General features: G+C 26.9%; 21 protein-coding genes and 4 pseudogenes. 17 read left to right on the top strand and 8 right to left on the bottom strand.

What is annotated here, in order from left to right; translation table 11 throughout:
- Window positions 1-159: 159 nt before the first annotated feature.
- Window positions 160-1,786 (top strand): annotated as a pseudogene (locus DJ007_RS20875) (IS1634 family transposase).
- Between the two features lie 327 nt (window positions 1,787-2,113).
- Here the strand turns inward: DJ007_RS20875 and DJ007_RS10990 are convergent.
- From DJ007_RS10990 to DJ007_RS16250, 4 genes are read right to left on the bottom strand one after another with little or no spacing between them, the layout of a single operon-like run.
- Window positions 2,114-2,647: an HAD family hydrolase gene (locus tag DJ007_RS10990; RefSeq protein WP_206076341.1), complete on the bottom strand. Its 534-nt coding sequence runs from the start codon at window positions 2,645-2,647 to the stop codon at window positions 2,114-2,116.
- Complete coding sequence (locus DJ007_RS16260; RefSeq protein WP_206076340.1) at window positions 2,595-2,795, bottom strand: YjjG family noncanonical pyrimidine nucleotidase; 201 nt, start codon at window positions 2,793-2,795, stop codon at window positions 2,595-2,597. The genes DJ007_RS10990 and DJ007_RS16260 overlap by 53 nt, the downstream gene beginning before the upstream one ends.
- Before the next feature lie 3 nt (window positions 2,796-2,798).
- Window positions 2,799-3,038 (bottom strand): hypothetical protein, encoded by a 240-nt coding sequence (locus DJ007_RS16255; RefSeq protein ID WP_206076339.1) that lies wholly within the window; start codon window positions 3,036-3,038, stop codon window positions 2,799-2,801.
- Window positions 3,014-3,391 (bottom strand): class I SAM-dependent methyltransferase, encoded by a 378-nt coding sequence (locus DJ007_RS16250; RefSeq protein WP_206076338.1) that lies wholly within the window; start codon window positions 3,389-3,391, stop codon window positions 3,014-3,016. Before DJ007_RS16250 ends, DJ007_RS16255 begins: the two co-directional genes overlap by 25 nt.
- 157 nt (window positions 3,392-3,548) lie before the next feature.
- On the opposite strand from DJ007_RS16250, the gene DJ007_RS10980 reads away from it, so the two are divergent.
- The 8 genes from DJ007_RS10980 (at window position 3,549) to DJ007_RS10945 (ending at window position 8,341) form a co-directional block, all read left to right on the top strand.
- Entirely contained in the window at window positions 3,549-4,487 is a 939-nt protein-coding gene (locus DJ007_RS10980) for a 5'-nucleotidase, lipoprotein e(P4) family (protein WP_129409588.1), read from the top strand.
- A gap of 62 nt (window positions 4,488-4,549) precedes the next feature.
- Window positions 4,550-4,822, top strand: coding sequence for a PfkB family carbohydrate kinase (locus DJ007_RS10975; RefSeq protein WP_129409587.1), 273 nt, complete (start codon window positions 4,550-4,552; stop codon window positions 4,820-4,822).
- Between the two features lie 161 nt (window positions 4,823-4,983).
- Window positions 4,984-5,271 carry a carbohydrate kinase family protein gene (locus DJ007_RS10970; protein WP_129409586.1) on the top strand — a complete coding sequence of 96 codons (288 nt, stop codon included), beginning with the start codon at window positions 4,984-4,986 and terminating at the stop codon, window positions 5,269-5,271.
- 146 nt (window positions 5,272-5,417) lie between these two features.
- Window positions 5,418-5,648 (top strand): hypothetical protein, encoded by a 231-nt coding sequence (locus tag DJ007_RS10965; protein WP_129409585.1) that lies wholly within the window; start codon window positions 5,418-5,420, stop codon window positions 5,646-5,648.
- 74 nt (window positions 5,649-5,722) lie between these two features.
- A complete protein-coding gene (locus DJ007_RS10960) occupies window positions 5,723-6,505 on the top strand; it encodes an MMPL family transporter (protein ID WP_129409584.1) in 783 nt (260 codons plus the stop codon).
- A gap of 136 nt (window positions 6,506-6,641) precedes the next feature.
- Complete coding sequence (locus DJ007_RS10955) at window positions 6,642-7,151, top strand: hypothetical protein (protein WP_129409583.1); 510 nt, start codon at window positions 6,642-6,644, stop codon at window positions 7,149-7,151.
- A 145-nt stretch (window positions 7,152-7,296) separates the two neighbouring features.
- The gene (locus DJ007_RS10950) at window positions 7,297-7,878 is read left to right on the top strand and encodes an efflux RND transporter permease subunit (RefSeq protein ID WP_129409582.1); all 582 of its coding nucleotides are present in this window, start codon (window positions 7,297-7,299) and stop codon (window positions 7,876-7,878) included.
- A gap of 130 nt (window positions 7,879-8,008) precedes the next feature.
- The gene (locus DJ007_RS10945) at window positions 8,009-8,341 is read left to right on the top strand and encodes a TetR/AcrR family transcriptional regulator (protein ID WP_129409581.1); all 333 of its coding nucleotides are present in this window, start codon (window positions 8,009-8,011) and stop codon (window positions 8,339-8,341) included.
- A gap of 403 nt (window positions 8,342-8,744) precedes the next feature.
- Here the strand turns inward: DJ007_RS10945 and DJ007_RS20870 are convergent.
- From DJ007_RS20870 to DJ007_RS10925, 4 genes and pseudogenes are all read right to left on the bottom strand, one after another.
- Window positions 8,745-10,117: pseudogene (locus DJ007_RS20870) on the bottom strand (IS1634 family transposase); the annotation flags it as partial.
- 117 nt (window positions 10,118-10,234) lie between these two features.
- A pseudogene (locus tag DJ007_RS21070) lies at window positions 10,235-10,288 on the bottom strand (hypothetical protein); the annotation flags it as partial.
- A 339-nt stretch (window positions 10,289-10,627) separates the two neighbouring features.
- A complete protein-coding gene (locus tag DJ007_RS10930; RefSeq protein ID WP_129409578.1) occupies window positions 10,628-10,867 on the bottom strand; it encodes a hypothetical protein in 240 nt (79 codons plus the stop codon).
- Between the two features lie 155 nt (window positions 10,868-11,022).
- A complete protein-coding gene (locus tag DJ007_RS10925) occupies window positions 11,023-11,337 on the bottom strand; it encodes a hypothetical protein (RefSeq protein WP_129409577.1) in 315 nt (104 codons plus the stop codon).
- Between the two features lie 204 nt (window positions 11,338-11,541).
- Between DJ007_RS10925 and DJ007_RS10920 the strand changes: the two genes are divergently transcribed.
- The 8 genes and pseudogenes from DJ007_RS10920 to DJ007_RS10890 all read left to right on the top strand — a co-directional run bounded on the left by DJ007_RS10920 (window position 11,542) and on the right by DJ007_RS10890 (window position 18,810).
- Window positions 11,542-12,753, top strand: a complete 1,212-nt coding sequence (locus DJ007_RS10920) for an ABC transporter substrate-binding protein (RefSeq protein WP_129409576.1) — start codon at window positions 11,542-11,544, stop codon at window positions 12,751-12,753.
- Window positions 12,754-12,810: 57 nt separating this feature from the next.
- Window positions 12,811-13,734: a carbohydrate ABC transporter permease gene (locus DJ007_RS10915; protein ID WP_240739537.1), complete on the top strand. Its 924-nt coding sequence runs from the start codon at window positions 12,811-12,813 to the stop codon at window positions 13,732-13,734.
- A pseudogene (locus tag DJ007_RS20865) lies at window positions 13,680-14,973 on the top strand (carbohydrate ABC transporter permease). The gene DJ007_RS10915 and the pseudogene DJ007_RS20865 overlap by 55 nt, the downstream one beginning before the upstream one ends.
- A 31-nt stretch (window positions 14,974-15,004) precedes the next feature.
- A complete protein-coding gene (locus DJ007_RS10905) occupies window positions 15,005-16,099 on the top strand; it encodes an ABC transporter ATP-binding protein (protein WP_129409574.1) in 1,095 nt (364 codons plus the stop codon).
- Window positions 16,100-16,103: 4 nt separating this feature from the next.
- Window positions 16,104-17,126 carry a glycosyltransferase gene (locus tag DJ007_RS10900; RefSeq protein WP_206076334.1) on the top strand — a complete coding sequence of 341 codons (1,023 nt, stop codon included), beginning with the start codon at window positions 16,104-16,106 and terminating at the stop codon, window positions 17,124-17,126.
- Window positions 17,096-17,407, top strand: a complete 312-nt coding sequence (locus DJ007_RS16230) for a hypothetical protein (RefSeq protein ID WP_206076333.1) — start codon at window positions 17,096-17,098, stop codon at window positions 17,405-17,407. Before DJ007_RS10900 ends, DJ007_RS16230 begins: the two co-directional genes overlap by 31 nt.
- 8 nt (window positions 17,408-17,415) lie before the next feature.
- Entirely contained in the window at window positions 17,416-18,396 is a 981-nt protein-coding gene (locus DJ007_RS10895; RefSeq protein ID WP_240739534.1) for a LacI family DNA-binding transcriptional regulator, read from the top strand.
- 141 nt (window positions 18,397-18,537) lie between these two features.
- Window positions 18,538-18,810: a hypothetical protein gene (locus DJ007_RS10890; RefSeq protein ID WP_129409573.1), complete on the top strand. Its 273-nt coding sequence runs from the start codon at window positions 18,538-18,540 to the stop codon at window positions 18,808-18,810.
- The last annotated feature ends 140 nt before the right edge of the window (window positions 18,811-18,950 follow it).

Genomic DNA, 18,950 nt, shown 5'->3' with positions numbered 1-18,950 from the left:
ATGATTTTTGAAAAATCGAAACGGTAGAATGCGGGTTTGCGACGATGAAAAGGGTGAAAATTGGGGTTGAAAAATTTTTGTAGTGACACAAATATTTTTAACAATAGCGTTATATTCTTGATTTCATAATATTTTTGTGGTATAATAAGTAATGGTATTATGAAATCAAGAGGTGATTTTTGTGTTTTGAGAGTAGTTAAAAATAACAAAGGTGTTGAATATTTAAGAATTGTTGAAAGTTATAGGGAAAATGGTAAGATAAAGCAAAGAACTGTTGCAAACTTAGGAAGGATTGACTCTTTTAGCGAAAATGAAGCGAAAAATATAGTAAATAAACTCATACAAATATTTGATTTAAAAAATTATATTGATACAGAAGATATAAAAAAGGCACCGGATAAAAAGAATTACGGAGCCAAAGTAATAGTAAATAAGATATTCGAAAGATATGAGATGAAAAGATATTTTGAAAGACTGGATAAAGAAATAAAATACAATGCAGAAGAGATGCTAAAAATAATGGTGATGAATAGAATAGTAGAACCGAAAAGTAAATTGGGAATATTTAATAATTTAGAGTATTTTGGATATAACAAAGTGGAAGTTAAAAAAGAAAAAGACCTGGAAGAAAAAGATGTAATGCTGCACTGGTTATACAGAACATTGGATATATTGGCAGATAATAAAGAGTCGATAGAAAAACATATGTATAATCAAAGGATAAGTTTGTTTAATACAACGGTAGATTTAGTATTTTACGATGTAACGACATTAGCGTTTGAAACACAACAAACAAATGAAATATTACAAATGGGATATTCAAAAGATAAGAAATTTAATGAATCACAAATAGTATTAGGGATGTCAATAGATCAGGATAGAATGCCAGTTAGTTTTGATATATATGCAGGAAATACATTTGAAGGGCATACATTTAAAGATTCAATAGAAAAAATGAAAAAAGAATATCAATTAGGAAAAGTAATAGTAGTAGCAGATAGAGGAATGATGAGTAAAAAAATATAGAAGTAGTAGAAAATTCTAATTATGAATTCATAGTAGGAAAATCAATAAAACAAATAAAAAAGTAAATATATTTGAAGGAGAATTCATAGAACTAGCAAAAGGAATAAAATATAGAGAAGTAGAATATGAAAATAAAAGATTACTCATAATATATTCAGAAGAAAGAGCCAAAAAAGACAGAGCAGATAGACTACGATTAATAGAAAAAGCGAAAAAAATGTTAGAAGAAGGAAATATAGATTCAAAAAGTAAAAGAGGAGCGAAAAAATATTTAAAAGAACAGAATAAACAAAATTATATACTGGACATAGAAAAAATAGAAAATGATGAAAAATACGATGGATACTATGGAATAATAACAAACACAAAACTATCTCCAAAAGAAATATTAGAACAATATCATACATTATGGAAAGTAGAAGAAACATTTAGAACATTAAAAAATTATCTTGAAACAAGACCGGTATTTCATTGGACACCAAAAAGAATAAAAGGACATATTGTAATGAGTTTCATATCTTACATAATTCAAAGAACACTAGAATTAGAACTGGAAAAAAATAATGTTGAATACTCTCATGAAAAAATAAGAGAAGCTATTAAAAATATGGAATACATTGAATTTAAAACACAAAAGCAACATCTTGTAGCGAGAATGAATTTAAATAAATTAGGACAAAGAATATTAAATACATTAAATATTCCTGTACCAAAAATAATTTCACCCTATACAGAATTCAAAGAAAAATATAAAATTTAGGGGTGTAATGACACTTTTGTATTTAATAAAAAATTAACAATTGTTGTTTTTTAGAATAATTCTGCTTTTTAGAATTTTATTGAAAAAAATACTGTCAAACTCAGGAAAAATAATATTCGCTCAGGCGGTGAATTTTTTTATCCTCAAAAAATATTCGTTCTCATTAGCCGCTCAAACTCACATCCATGCTCGGTTTCGCTCAATTTTGCATCCATGCAAAATTGGCTAATTTCATTCATATTTTTTTCGGAAAAATTCAAGCCTTCTCTCATATTATTTTTTTATACTTTGTCAACAGTCTGAAAGAAAGAGCGGAGCTCTTCCTTTTTATTTTATTAACGTCGAGAGTAAATCACTGTAATCAGTAGCCTTTTTACAATCAAGATGGGTATGTATAGATTTAGGGTCATATAGAATAAAATCCATTCCAGCATTTTTAGCTCCTAAATAATCTGAATCAGGATTATCTCCTATATAAACAGAATTTTCAATAGGAACTCCAGATAATTTTGCTGCTTCATAAAAGATTAGAGGATCTGGTTTCGGTTTTCCTACTTTCTCTGAAGTTAGAATGAATTCAAAATAATTTTGTAAATTTAAAGCTTTACTTCTTCCCTGTTGAACCTTTTCCACGCCATTAGTAATAGCCGCCATTCGTTGTCCACGCTGTTTAAGTTTATTTAATAAGTTTTCTGCACCTTCAAAGAAAAAACCCAGGTGTGAGAGATTTTCTAAATAGATATTTGAAGCTTCTTTTATATCATATTTTGAATCTAAACCGATTTTTTCAAAGAATTCTTTGAATCTTTCAATAACAATAACTTCTTTGGGATATTTTTTTCGGAAAATAATTTCCACCATTTTTCGTTAATGGTTTATAAATTTCTAAATATTTTTCCTCAGGTTCAATTGAAAAATGCTTTAGCATATTAAATAAAGCAATTTTTTCAGATTTTCCAAAATCAAGCAAAGTGTGGTCAAGATCAAAATACACTATTTCGTATTTCATATTTTACTCCTTTCTAACTATAAAATAATAAAATGAATTTTTTAAATGGCCATATTCCAGTAAATTAAAACCAGCATGTTGAATATACTCTAAAGGTTTTCTTGTCATAGATGAACCTACTGTTGGGTAAGTAAGAATATTTACCAAATACAATAAACCATCTTTTAAAATATTTCCAGTTAATCCGTGTTCTACAAAAATACCTTTTCCACCATGTTTTAAAACTTTTTTAACTTTCTCCATTGAAGAGTAAGGATTTTTACAGAGCAAAATACATCTATCGATAAAATAGTGTCAAATGTGTTATCTTCAAAAGGTAAATGTTCAACAGATGAATTTACAAATTCCAGTTTTAAGTCTTTCCTTTTTTTTGCTTTTTCTTTTGCGATTTCCAGCATTTTTTCACTTTTATCAATAAGAATAACATGTGAATTTGGAGGATAATATTGAATATTATTTCCTGTACCAACAGCTAAATCTAATGTATATCCTTCTATTTTAGGAACAAATTTTTTTCTAAATTCATTCATTGTTGTGCTTTCTAAAGATTTAAGAATTTTATCATAATACTTTGCAATTAAATCATATCTTGTCATGCTTTCACCTCATGTTAATTATAACATATTTGCCTAAAAATATAGATAATTCTATTTTTTTAGTTATTATGGCTTTTTATAATTTAATATAAGTGTTGCATTTTTGTTTATTTTTTGATATTATATTTATGCAAAAAAATTATGAGGAGGGTGAAGTATGAGAAAAGTTCTTGTTGTATTATTAGCAGTTTTATTTTCTGCTTTGATTTTTGCAAATGCTGAATATTATGTAGTAAAAAGTGGGGATAGTTTATCAAAAATTTCTGAAATTACAGGTGTAAGCATTGAAGATTTAGTAAAGTATAATAAAATTGAAAATCCTGATTTTATTAAAGTTGGACAAAGATTAAGATTAATGCCAGAGTATACACAAAGAGATTTAAATGAACAAATGGTTTTAGCAATGGATTGGTATCAAACATCAGGTGAAATGAAAGCATTAGCTTATCAAGCATTTAATGTTGCAAAAATGGTTTTTGACAATGATTTAGCAAATAATAACGATCCAACTAAAAGAGCAATAATTGTGGATATTGATGAAACAATTTTAAATAATAGTCCTTATGATGCAGGACATATAGATACAAATCATGCTTATCCAACTGGTTGGAATGATTGGTGTAATGCAGCTCAAGCAAAAGCACTACCTGGAGCAGTTGAATTCTTAAATTATGTAGTTGAAAAAGGTGCAGATGTATATTATATTTCTAATAGAAAAGTTGCTGTAAAAGAAGGAACAATGAAGAACTTAAAAGCTTTAGGTTTCCCACAGGTAACTGATGATCACGTATTATTAAGAACAGATACTTCAGATAAAGAACCAAGAAGAAAAATGGTGGAAAAAGATCATAGAATTGTATTATTGATGGGAGATAATTTAAATGATTTCACATCTGTATTTAGACATAAAGGATTAAATGAAAGAAATGCTTTAGTAGATCAATTCAAGAATGAATATGGAGTAAAATTCATTTTATTACCAAATCCAATTTATGGAGATTGGGAAGGTGCAATATATAATGGAAATTGGGGTTTAAGTCCTGAAGAAAAGAGCAAAGCAAGAAAATCAGTTATTACTAAATGGCCAGAACAATAATATAATTCCCCTTTTTAGGGGAATTTTTATTTAATAAATATAGGAAAAATTGGAGTGAGAATATGAATATAGATGTGTATGGAGCTTTATTTTATGATATTTATATTTATGGAGAAAAACCTCATGAATCTCAAATAATAGAAATACCAGGTGGATCGGGTTTTAATATAGCGTATTTGTTATATAAGCTTGGATATAATATTTCATTTAATGGCTTTATAGGAAATGATTTAAAAGGTAAATATTTAAAAGATATAATTCCATTTAAAAATATTCAAGTGAAAGAGAAGAAAACAGCAACGTTTATATCTAAGAATGATATCCCATTGGTATAGAAAGAGAAATTAATGATTCAAAATATGAAAATTTAAAAAAAACATCAGAAATAGCTATAATTACTACAGAAATTTCAAAAAGGGAGCTTAAAAGAATAGAAAAATTAAATTATTCAAAAATATTTCTGGACATTGGTCCAAGACCAAATATTGTCAACAATATGTTCAAAAACGCTTTTATTTTAGGAACAAACAATGAATGTATAGTTCGAGAATGCGATATAATAAAACTTGGGAATAAAGGAATAATGTTTAAAGGTAATATTTATAAGTCAAATGAAATACTGGCAAAATATAAAACAGGATTGGGAGATATTTTTGATGGATTTTTTATTCATTATATGTTAAATGATTATTCTATCAAAAAAGCTATAAAAAATTCAATAAAGAAAGTTGAGAAGGTTTTAGATATACCTGGAGCATTTAATAAAATAAATTCTTTATTTTAGCAACATATAGTCTTAAAATAAGAAAAATTATGTTTTGTATTTTATATAAAATTTAGTTCTTTTTTATAAGAAATAATATTGTAACATGTAGAAGATATAATAAATATACCGACCAGTCGGTATATTTATTATATTGGGGTGGTAATATGGAAAAACTGGGAAAATTTATTATGAAAAATTCTAGAATTATATTTTGGGTCCTTTTGACCATTACAATTATTTCAATGATTTTAATACCTTTTTTAAAAATTAGACCAGGTTTTTTAGATTTATTGCCTGATAATGACTCTTATGTAAAAGTTTATCGGAAAGCTACTGAAAATTTTAAAAGTGTTGATAGTATAATTATCGGTATTGAAGGAGATAAAAAAATATAATTAAATATATTGAAGATATTTCAAAGAAACTTCAAAAAGTAGAATATATTGATACAATTTATTATAAAAATCCAATGGAATTTATATCGAAAAATATTTTTATTTTAACTCCTGATTATGAACAAGAATTTTTAAAAAAAATATATTCATCTAATAATTTAGAAGAATTTTTTAAAGCATTAAAAAATATGTTTGAAGAACCGAAAAGTGGTTATAATATAACTGAACAGGATAGAAAACAGTATGAATATATATTAAAAAGTTTTAGTGATTTTCTTAATGGAATTAATTCAAATGATCCTGAATTAATTATAGATAATCTTGAAAATATGTTATTTGGTCAGAAATATCTAATTTCTAAGGATGGAAAATTTGGGATGATTATTATTAGACCCACAATAAGCTCAAATGATATAGAAAAAGTAGTGAAACTTGTTAATAATATTGAAGAGATTGTTAAAGAGAGGAGTAGAAAATATAATGTAAATGCAGGATTAACAGGAACTCTGGTTATAGCAAGAGATGAAATGGTTGTTTCTGAAAGGGATATGACGGTTGCTACAATTGTATCTATGATATTGATTTTAATTATATTTATATTAGGTTTTAGAAGTTTAAAATATATGATTTTATCCGTAATTCCACTTATTTTAGGTATAATATGGGCTTTGGGATTTACAAAAATTACTATTGGTTCATTGAATATTATGACTATTATGATGGGAGCTATCCTTGCAGGTTTAGGTATTGATTATTCTATACACATTATTTCATTATTTATCGAATTGAAAAGCAAAGGATTTTCTACCTCAAGTGCTTTAAAAGGGGTTTTTGAAAAAATATTAGAGGAATTATAGCAGGTGCTCTTACTACAGCTATAGGTATTGGTATTTTTTCAATTAGTTCTTTTCCGGGTTTAGAGAATTTGGGATAGTTTTATCTTCGGGTATAATATTTACAGTATTAGCAGCTATTTTTGGATTAACAATATTATTGAAAAAATATGGCGAAAAATATAAAAATCCAGGTAACGCATTTGTAATTAATTTTGATGTTGGAAAACATAAAATTTATCCTCTTGTTGTTTTAATCATATTAATTATATTATCCTTTTTTAAAATTTCTGAAGTGGAATTTGATAAGAATATGATGAATATTGAGGCTAAAGGCCTTGAAAGTATAAGATTAAATCAAAAAATATTGGATGAATTTGAATTTTCTCCAGATAACACAATTTTTATTAGTGATAATTTGGTTGAAGCCAAAGGGTTATATAATAAGCTTAAAAGCCTTAATATATTTTCAGAAGTGGATAGCATAATTGCCTATATACCTGAAACGGAATTTCAAATAGAAAGATTGAAAAATGCGAATGAGATGAAAAATTTAAAATTCAGGAAAAGTGAGTTCGATTTGAAAAAATTAAAATCTGAAATAAATAAAATTAATTTTTCGCTATCTAAAGCGGCATTATCGTTGAGTTTAATAGGGAAAAGGAACTAGCTGCTCAATTAAGGAATGTTATAAAAAGTGGGATATTATTGAAAATATCGAATAAATCTGAAAATGAATTAAAAATATTCAAAATATTATTATAACTAAAATTTCTGAATGGAGAAAAAATATAAATGATAATACTTTAATTAGTATGGATAACTTACCTGCTGAAATAAAACAGAATTATTTAGGGAAACAAGGTATGATATTAACTACAGCATACTCGAATGGAGATATGTGGAAATCAGATTATCAGAAAAAATATTTTGAGGCATTAAATAAATTAAATGTTAACAATGTAAGTGGAACTGCACTTATATTTTTAAGACTTATACAAATTTCTGCCAGTGAAGGAAGAAAAATATTACTTTTAACGATAATATTCATATTTGTTGTATTGTTATTTGATATGAAAAATATTAAATATGCAATTTTAGCAATGCTACCAATGGTTTTATCAATAATATTAATGTTAGGAGTAATGGGATGGTTTGATATTAAGTTTAACGTTGTAAATATTATTGCATTACCTCTAATAATAGGTATTGGTGTTGATGACGGAATTCATTTAATACATAGATACCGAAGAGAAAAAAATATAAATGATGCTTTAAAGAGCACAGGTAAGGCAATTACTATGACAACATTAACTACAGGAGCAGCATTTGGGTCGTTTATATTAGCTAAATATAGAGGTTTTGTTGGTTTTGGGCTATTATTATTGTTGGGGTAATTTTCAGTTATCTAATAACCATTTTTGTTGTAACTTCAATATTAAGTTATATGGATGATGAAAAGAGTCAGGGAAAATAAAAATATGTACAATTAATGATATAAAAAGAAGACAAATTTGGGGAATAATTATGGAGGAAACATATGAAAAAATAATAAAAGCTGCATATGAATTGTTTTCGACAGAGGGGTATCAAAATGCAAGTATAAATAAAATAAAAGATAAAGCAGGAGTATCTAAAGGTGCAATTTATCATTATTTTAAAAGTAAAGAAGAATTATATTTGAGTGTATTGGGATATTTTATAAATGAAATTGACATAAAAATGGCAAAAATGCAAACTTTTAACCTCAATATGATAAAGGAAATAGGATTGCAGTTTATTAAAGAATATAAAGATAATAGGCAAATGCAGAATTTTTTATTGGATTTCTTTTTTCAAGCAATGAAAAATAAAAAATAAAAAAATTATGAATGAATTTTTAGAAAAGTCAATTTTTTTATTCAAAAAAAAATTGACGAAATGAAAAAGAAGGAATTGTAAATAGAAATGCAAATAGTAATCTTATAGCACAAAAGATTTTATAACTCTTGATTCATTGGGAATGTATATTTCTATAGATGCAAAATCTATTGATGTGGAAAAGTTGTGGATAAATTTTGTCGATGATTACTTATCCCTATATTTTAATAAGTAGTGCACACAGAAAGTGTGCACTACAATTTTTCCTGAGTTTGACACTATTATTATCAACAAAATTCTAAAAAGTAGAATTATTCAAAAAATAGCTATTGTTAACTTTTTATAAAAGAGAAATTAGCCACACACCTCCTCCTTTTTGGCTTTTCATGCGTGTTTTAGGAGATTATTTTTTAAATTCATCTAATTCCATCATTTTTTCGGTTTTTCTATTTTAATGTTTTTAATATGGCTTTTGAAAATCGTTTAAATTGGCTCTTAATGCAAATAATTTGTCTTTTAATCTTATTTCAGAGTATTCCATTTTTTTTATAGCTTCTCTTATTTTTTCATGAGAGTATTCAATATTATTTTTTTCCAGTTCTAATTCTAATGTTCTTTGAATTATGTAAGATATGAAACTCATTACAATATGTCCTTTTATTCTTTTCGGTGTCCAATGAAATACCGGTCTTGTTTCAAGATAATTTTTTAATGTTCTGAATGTTTCTTCTACTTTCCATAATGTATGATATTGTTCTAATATTTCTTTTGGAGATAGTTTTGTGTTTGTTATTATTCCATAGTATCCATCGTATTTTTCATCATTTTCTATTTTTTCTATGTCCAATATATAATTTTGTTTGTTCTGTTCTTTTAAATATTTTTTCGCTCCTCTTTTACTTTTTGAATCTATATTTCCTTCTTCTAACATTTTTTTCGCTTTTTCTATTAATCGTAGTCTATCTGCTCTGTCTTTTTTGGCTCTTTCTTCTGAATATATTATGAGTAATCTTTTATTTTCATATTCTACTTCTCTATATTTTATTCCTTTTGCTATTTCTATGAATTCTCCTTCAAATATATTTACTTTTTTTAACTGTTTTATTGATTTTCCTACTATGAATTCATAATTAGAATTTTCTACTACTTCTATATTTTTTTTACTCATCATTCCTCTATCTGCTACTACTATTACTTTTCCTAATTGATATTCTTTTTTCATTTTTTCTATTGAATCTTTAAATGTATGCCCTTCAAATGTATTTCCTGCATATATATCAAAACTAACTGGCATTCTATCCTGATCTATTGACATCCCTAATACTACTTGCGACTCATTAAATTTCTTATCCTTTGAATATCCATTTGTAATATTTCATTTGTTTGTTGTGTTTCAAACGCTAATGTTGTTACATCGTAAAATACTAAATCTACCGTTGTATTAAACAAACTTATCCTTTGATTATACATATGTTTTTCTATCGACTCTTTATTATCTGCTAATATATCCAATGTTCTGTATAACCAGTGCAACATTACATCTTTTTCTTCCAGGTCTTTTTCTTTTTTAACTTCCACTTTGTTATATCCAAAATACTCTAAATTATTAAATATTCCCAATTTACTCTTCGGTTCTACTATTCTATTCATCACCATTATTTTTAACATTTCTTCTGCATTGTATTTTATTTCTTTATCCAGTCTTTCAAAATATCTTTTCATCTCATATCTTTCAAATATCTTATTTACTATTACTTTGGCTCCGTAATTTCTTCTTGCTATTTCTTCCATTAAATCATCTTCTATTTTTTCATATTCATCTATTTCAAATATTTTAAAAAGACTATCTACAAGTTTTGTTATATCTTTTTTACTATACTTATCTATATTTCCAAAATTTATTACTGTATGCTGTTTCACTTTTCCATTTTCTCTTTTGCTTTCCATTATCCTTAAATATCTTTTTCCTTTCACTTTTGATATTTTAGGATACATTTTAAAACATCTCCTTTCAGTGGTTGTCATATATATTATACCACCAAAAGGACTAATATATTACTAATTATAGTTAATTCTCTGTAACAAAAGTTAGCCACACAATTTTTCGACTTCCTGAAAAATACACGCCTCAAACCCGCATTCTACCGTTCCATTTCCTTAAAATCGCCAAATTGCTGTCAAAGGCAGGAGATGCAAAATCTATTGATGTGGAAAAGTTGTGGATAAATTTTGTCGATGATTACTTATCCCTATATTTTAATAAGTAGTGCACACAGAAAGTGTGCACTACAATTTTTTTAATGTGAAAACTTCTCTATAATCATTCATTGTATAAAAATTTTGTAGAGTTAAGTTTTCTATTTTAAGATTTAAAGATATATTAGAGGATATATTTTCTATAGCTTTTTTTATTTTTTGTTTTTCTTCTAAAGAATAATTTATAGGTTTATAATATCCAAGAGTTACATGCGGAATTAAAATTGAATTTAACGGGAATATTTTATCTATTTTATTGTATATATCCATTAAAATGTTGAAATCCCTATTTGAAGAAGGAACAAATTGAATTCCTATTGCTGAACCTCCGTGAAATAATCCAATAGACTCAAGTTTAATCGTTGCATTTATATATTTTTTAAAATCATCTATAAAAAGTTTTTGAATTTTCTTTTTAGTATCGTTTATGCATGGAACATTATTTTTTGAAGTAAAAGGATTACATAAATCATGAATAGTAACATGAAATGTCGAGGGGTCAATGGTCTAGCTAATAAATTACCAATTTTAGAATATAACTTATTTTGAATTTTTTCAATAAGATCAATTTCTTCTTTTTCTAAAAATATGAGAACAGTATTTCCAAAAAAATCAATATAATTTCCTTGAATATCAACTTTTTTAAAAATTCCTTCTCCAATTTTCCAGTTTTTTATTAAAAAAATTTTAGATTTTTCGTTTAAATCTTTTTGATAATTCACATAATTGATAAAATTCATGAAATCCCTCCTTTTTATATTAATATTAACATATTTTTTTTGTATCATAAAATCGCAGAAATGTGAATAAAAAATTAATATTTTACCTTAAAAGGGTTTTATTAAATGTAAATCTGTATTATTAGATTTGAAAGCGGTTTCATAAAGTGATATTATATAATATAGAGGCATAAAAATGCCAAAATTTTAAGAGGGGGAATGGATATGAAAAAGTTTATTATCACTTTTTTAATTATTTCACTTATGGTAATAGGATTTAGTATTGAAACTCTAGTAGTAACTTCAAGATTATGGACACCACCTACAGAAAAAGAGTATATTATTAATGAAATTATCAAACCATTTGAAGATATGTATGGAGTAAAAGTAAAGTTTCAAACCATGGATGATCAGAGTATTTTAGATCAATTAAAAGTGCAAACAGAAACAAATAAAGTTACAACAGATGTAATTATCTTATATGCATCAAATATGCCAAAAGCAGTAAACAATGGTTATGTATATGATTTAACACCATATGTAAAAAAATGGACAGACAGACATTTTTCAAAGGGTTTTGATTCAATGACAGTATTTAATGGTCATAGATATTTCTTACCAGTAGGAGCAGATGTTTACCTAACATTGATAAACAAGAAGGCTTTGAAGTATAAACCAGAAGATATAGATATAAACAATATTACATGGGAAGAATTAGCAGAATGGGCAAATTTAGTAGCTAAAGCAGAAGGTGAAGGAAAGTTTGCAGTTACAGGTGTTCCTATGAAATCTTTGATATATCAAATCGGTGCAATAGCATTATCTTATGGAGCAGACTGGCCAAATTTAGACAATCCTGGTTCTATGGCAGCATGGTATTTAGTATATAAAATGAAAGATGCATTTTCACCAGCTATAAAGACTTATGATGATACCAGACCTCCAATGAAAAGAGAAGAAACATGGATGACAGTAGCACATTGTGCTCGTGTAGGTGAAGTATATAATAGCAATCCAACTCAATTTATTGTTGCTCCTGCACCAAAAGGTCCAGCAGGTAGAGGTTCTGTTGCAGGTACAAGTGGATTTGCAATTGTTAAAGGAACAAAACATTTTGATTTAGCATTAAAATTTGTAGAATATATGACAAGACCAGATATTATGTTGAAAGCAAGTAAAGGAACTGGAGGATTCATTCCACCTGTTGATGAAGCTATTAAATATCTTGGGAATGATCCAAAAGATATAATTATAAAAAATGCAGTTAAAGTTATGAATGAAGGAGTTTTATCTTATATTGCTCCAATGTGGAAAGATTGGGGACAGGTAAAGCTTGTTTATGATGACTTATTTAAGAAGATGATATTAGAAGATAAAAAATTTGAACCAGATTTAATGGAATTGTATCAATTTAAAATTGATGCAATGAGAAAATAAATATTTTTTGAGGTAGGGGCGTTCTAGGAGCGCCCCTTTAGTAAAGGAGTGATGATTTTGAAAAATACACTGGAAAAAAAATGGGTTCCATATCTTTTGATTACTCCGACTATATTATTTTATATAATTTTTTGGTTTAGACCTGTTTTAACAGCAATAATATATAGTTTTTTTGATGAAAGTAATATTTTTACTTTAAATAATTATATATATATTTTTAAAGATCCATTTTTTAAACAAGCTGTATTTAATACTACTATTTTTGTTGTAATTTCAGTAACTTTAGAATTTCTTATAGCACTATCTCTGGCGCTAATTATAAATAAAAAATTTAAAGGATCTCAAATTTTATTATCTATATCACTTATTCCTATGGCATTACCAGCAGTAGCTGTTGGTGCCATGTGGTCAAGTGGTTTTGCTTCGTATGGTTGGATAAATAGTATTTTATATCATTTTGGTATAATTGATGCCAATCATAAAATTTTATTTTTAGCTGGAAATGATTTTCAGTCATTAATGTTAATTATATTGATTGATGCCTGGCAGGTTATCCCTTTTATGATGGTTATATTATTGGCTGGATTACAGAGTATTCCGAAAGATTCAATTGAAGCGGGATATATTTTTGGTGGTACAAAATTTACAGTTTTGAAAAAAATAACAATGCCAATGTTAAAATCCAGCATTCAAACAGCATTAATTTTAAGAATAATTTCAGCCATTCAAGTGTGGTTAATTATTGTAATGATATATGGTTATAGAAGAATACCAGTTCTTTTAGAAGAAGTTGTTTTTTATAAAAAACAGGTTCTTGGTTTTTATAGAGTAGCTCTTGCTTATTCGGTTATAGTTTCTATAATAGTGTCCATAGTTTCAATAATTTATTTAAAAGTTTCTGGGCCTTCGAAAGGGAGGAAATATAAATGTACAAAAGTAAATCATATAAAAAAATACTATATACAACATTATTTTATATAGTAGTTACAGGAATAATTTTGATTATAATTACTCCTATATATTTTCTTGTTACTATATCTTTAATGTCTGATCAAGAAGCGTATGATTGGCCTACTCGATTAATACCATCATTCTTCAATCATTTTCGCCTTGAGGCTTCAAATGATAATAAATATATTATAGGGTTTATAGTCCTTCGAAAAAAATATATGTAACTTTACTTGAAACGAATAAATTCGAAGAACTTCAAACGTTTATAAGAAGAAAAACAAATAGTGTAATAAAAGAAGAATTATTTGAAAAACAGTTAAAAAATTAAAAGAAATTTCAGAAAAAATTCTGATAAATTAAGACAAATAATTTCAGAAAAAACTGAATTGATAAAAAAGCAAAATACTTTGAATGTTGAAGTAGGACGATTGATGGAAAAGCTTGAAATGGCTCAGAAAATAGGTGGCATGGATGATTTAATAAAACAAATAAAAGAAACTATTAATGAGAAGAACGAAGAAATAGAAAAAGTGGAAAAAAGGATTGAAGAGGTTGAAAAAGATTTTGATAAACTTGGTACTGTGCATTTTACTGTTCCTAAAAAGTTATTTGATAATTACGTGACATTTTTTAGGGTAACCAGTGATGCTATTCCAGCTTTAATAAGAAGTATTGAAGTGGCAGTTCTTACTGTTTTAATATCTTTAACAATAGGCGGAATGGCTGGATATGCCTTTGCAAGATATTATTTTAAAGGTAAAAATTGGCTCAAGTTAAGTGTTTTATTTGTACGTATGTTTCCAGGTATTTCTATAGCAATGCCAATGGTTATCATATTAATAAACATGGGTTTTATGATAAACCAATAGGCTTATCTCTTGTATATTCTGTTGGACAAATAGGAATGACTATCTGGATTACTGCAAGTATATTTATGGGAATTTCTGTTGAATTGGAAGAAGCAGCTATGATATTTGGCACTTCGAGATTTGGTGCATTTATAAAAATAACACTTCCTTTAGCATTACCTGGTCTTGCTGCAAGTGCTATGTATGCATTTATTGGTAGTTGGGCAGAAACAGCACAGGCAATAGTTCTAACTCAATTTAATCCAACTTTTCCAGTAGTTGTTTATCAGACTTTAGTAGGGCTAAAGGTTTAATAAACTTAAGTGCAGCAGGTGGAGTCTCTCTGGCATTACCAGCAGTAATTTTTACGCTTATAATAAGACGTTATATACTTCAGATGTGGGGTGGAGTGAGAGTATGAAAATAAGAATAAAAATAAGGAGAGATGAGATATGGCCACATTAGAACTTATTAAACTTTCTAAAAGATATGGGAAAAATATATGGGGCGCAAAGAATGTAAATTTAAAAGTAAATGAGGGAGAATTTATTGTTTTTCTTGGACCATCAGGTTGTGGAAAAACAACAACATTGCGTATGATTGCTGGGTTAGAAGAAGTTACAGAAGGACAGGTAATAATAGATGGTAATGATGTAACCTATTTGGAGCCAAGAAAAAGAGAAGTTAGTATGGTTTTTCAAAGTTATGCTGTATGGCCGCATATGACTGTTTATGAAAATATAGCTTTTCCATTAAGATTAAAAAAAGAGCCAAAAGAAAATATAGATACTGTGGTTAGAGAAGTTGCAGCTATGGTTAAAATAGAAGAATATCTTGAGAGATATCCCAGACAATTATCAGGAGGGCAAAGGCAAAGAGTTGCATTAGCCCGTGCATTAGCTGTTAAACCAAAAATATTCCTTATGGATGAGCCACTTTCAAATCTTGATGCAAAACTTAGAGTGAAAATGAGAACGGAATTAAAAGCAATTCATAGTAAAACAGGAGCAACTACAATTTTTGTTACGCATGATCAATCAGAAGCATTATCGATGGCAGATAGAATTGTTGTAATGAGAAATGGGCATATCGAACAGGTTGGTACGCCAGATGAAGTATATTTTGATAGTGAAAATGTTTTTGTTGCGGGTTTTATTGGAACACCCCCTACTAATTTTTTTAAAATGAATATAAAACATGAAAATAATCAACTTAAAGTATTTAATGAAAATTTAGAATTTGCATTGCCAAATAAAATAAAAAATTTATTAAATAATTATAATAAGAATCAGGTGATATTGGGGATTAGACCAGAAAGTTTTGAAATAGTTGAAAATAGAGAAAACTCATATTTCACTGAAAAAATATTAGTTGTTGAGCCACAGGGATCGCATCAAATAGTAGCCCTTGAAATTGGTGATCAAATAGTTAAAATAGTTGCTCCATCATTTCCTAAATACAAAGCAAATGATGTTATTAACATTAGTTTTGATGAGGATAGAATTATGCTTTTTGATATAGAAACAGAAAAAAGAATTAGGGGATGAAAATATGAATATGGCGTTATTACATTATCGTGGAGGGTTAATGGATGGTGTTTCGCTTGAAATGGAAAAATGGAAAAAAGTATTAGAAGAAATGGGGCATAAAGTGGATATTGTAGCTGGCAATAACAATAAAGGAGTAGATTTAAATATTAAAAAAATAGGATTTGAAATTCCAGAATTTAGATTGATTAATAAGAATGCATTTGAAAAATTAGAAAATTTTACTGAAGATGAATTACTAAATTTCATAATGGAAAAAAGTAAAGAGATAGTGGAAATATTTAATCAAAAACTAATTAATTACGATGTAATATTTCCAAATAATATCTGGTCATTAGGAGCATATTTGCCTGTTGCTATAGCTTTATATGAATTTTCAAAAGCACATCCAGATAAAATATTTATTTCCCATCATCATGATTTCTGGTGGGAAAGAGAATATTTTTTGAACGCAACATCGAAAAAAATTATGAATTTGTTATGGGAATACTGTCCTCCGACAGGTGAAAACATTAAACATATGGTAATTAATACAATTGCTAAAGAAGAAGTTTTAAAAAGGAAAAACATAAAAGCTATAGTAGTTCCTAATGTTATGGATTTTGATAAACCTTTTGAAATGAGTGAAAAATTAAATGAAAGAATAAGGAAACAATTTGGTATTTCTGAAGGAAGTGTGGTATTCCTTCAAGCAACGCGGATAACAAGACGAAAAGCTATTGAATTGGCAATAGATCTTATAAATAAAGTACAATTAAAAATAAGAGATTTTATTGGAAAAAAATTATATAATGGAAAGATATTTGATGGAAATATTTATTTAGTTTTTTCAGGTATGTGTGAAGATGAGAAATATAAAAATGAGCTTTATGAAAAGGCAAAAAATATGAATGTTAAAATAATTGATATGTATAAATCTGTAGAAAAAGGAATTTGGAGTTTTTGGGATTTGTATAATATTTCTGATATAATTACATATCCATCAATATTGGAAGGGTGGGGAATCAATTACTTGAAGCAATTATAGTTAAAAGACCTGTGATTTTATTCGAATATGAAATATTTTTAAGTGATATTAAGTCTTCAGGTTTGGAATATGTAAATTTAGGGAATAAATATAATAGAAATGGAAGTTTTATAGAAATAAATGAAAGTGTTTTAGAAAAAGCGTCAGAAAAGAGTATTGAAATTTTATTTGATAGAGAAAAATATTATAACATTGTAAATAAAAATTTTGAAATTGGAAAAAAGGAATTTAGTTTTGAAACATTAAAAAGAATAATAAAGGAAATTATATTCAGTTCGTGAGGAGTGGAATGATGGCGACAATAAATGATGTTGCCAGATTAGCTGGAGTATCTAAAGCAACTGTATCGAGGGTTATTAATAATAGTGCAAAAGTTAACGAAGAAACAAGAGCGAAAGTTTTATACGCAATAGAAAAACTAGGATTTAGACCACAATTTTCAGCTAAAGCTTTAGCTCATAGTAAAAAACAATTTAGAATAGCTATAAGTCTTAGTAAAAGAATGGAATTAATAAAGGATTCTAACGATGAAATAGGCCAATTTTATGGAATTATTCTAAAAGAGATAAAAGGTATGGCAACTATTTATGGGATAAATGTAAAAGAAATTTTATTAGAGAGTCCAGAAAAAGGATATGATGGATATATTCTTATTGGTGGTGATGTTACAAAAGAAATTTTGAATAATTATAAAATTTTTAAAAAACCCATAATTTTATTGGATCATTATATTTTAGGTGAAAAGATAGATAGTATTTCTCCCGATAGTTTTACGGGTGCTTTTTATGCTGTAAATTATTTGATTAAAAAAGGTATGAAGCATATAGTTCACATCCATGGTCCATTGAATTCATATGGGTTTAAAAGCAGATATAATGGTTATACAGAGGCGATGATTTCTGCTGGATTAACTCCTGTATATTATGAATATGATGATATCAATAATAATATAGATATCGTATTGAAAAAGATAATAGAAACTGAAATTCCAGAGGCAATATTCGCATCGAATGATATGACTGCAATTAGAATAATGGACGAATTGAAAAAATATAATATAAAAATACCAGATGATATATCTATTATAGGATTTGATGATATACCAAGGGCGAAAAAATATAAACCATCTTTAACTACAGTAAAAGTTTTTAAGCAAGAAATGGGAAATATGGCTTTTAAAAGATTATATGAGTTGATGTTAAATGAAAATACGCATCCAGTAAGAATTTCTTTATATACTGAATTTGTAAAAAGAAAGAGTACAAGATAGTATTTTAAATACAAAAACCAGGGAATCCTCCCTGGTTTTTGTGTGTTTATAATTATTTTTAATTAAATAGAAATTTATCAATGATATAATGTAACTGATAGTAATAAATAAATTCTATAAGGAAAAAAGGAGGGAGAAAGAATGCCTATTAATTATGGTGCAGATACTGGTAAAGGATTTTATAAAGAAGAAGATTTATCGATATTCTTAAAAGCTATAGAAAGTTCAATAATAAAAGCTCCAGTGAAAAATGACAAGAGAATTTTATTAAGTGATTTATGGGTAATATCATCATTACCTAAAGATTTAATTATTGAAGTTTTAAAGAAATATTCTGAGGACTTAACTGTTCCAGAAGATATAAATGAAATATATGATGATAGAAATAATGAAATAATTTGGACAAAAAAATAAATATAAAGAAAAAATGAGAATTTAAGCTATAAATGCAAATAATTTTCATTAATAAGTTATAATTAGTAATAATCAAACTTGAATATTTTTTCAAGAAAGGGTATCATATCAATGGAAATTAGCACTCGGGTATATTGACT

It is taken from the genome of Marinitoga lauensis (assembly GCF_004135675.1).
GTDB lineage: Bacteria > Thermotogota > Thermotogae > Petrotogales > Petrotogaceae > Marinitoga > Marinitoga lauensis.
Note: the sequence above shows the minus strand (reverse complement) of the source record. Positions and strands in the feature narration are given on the sequence as shown.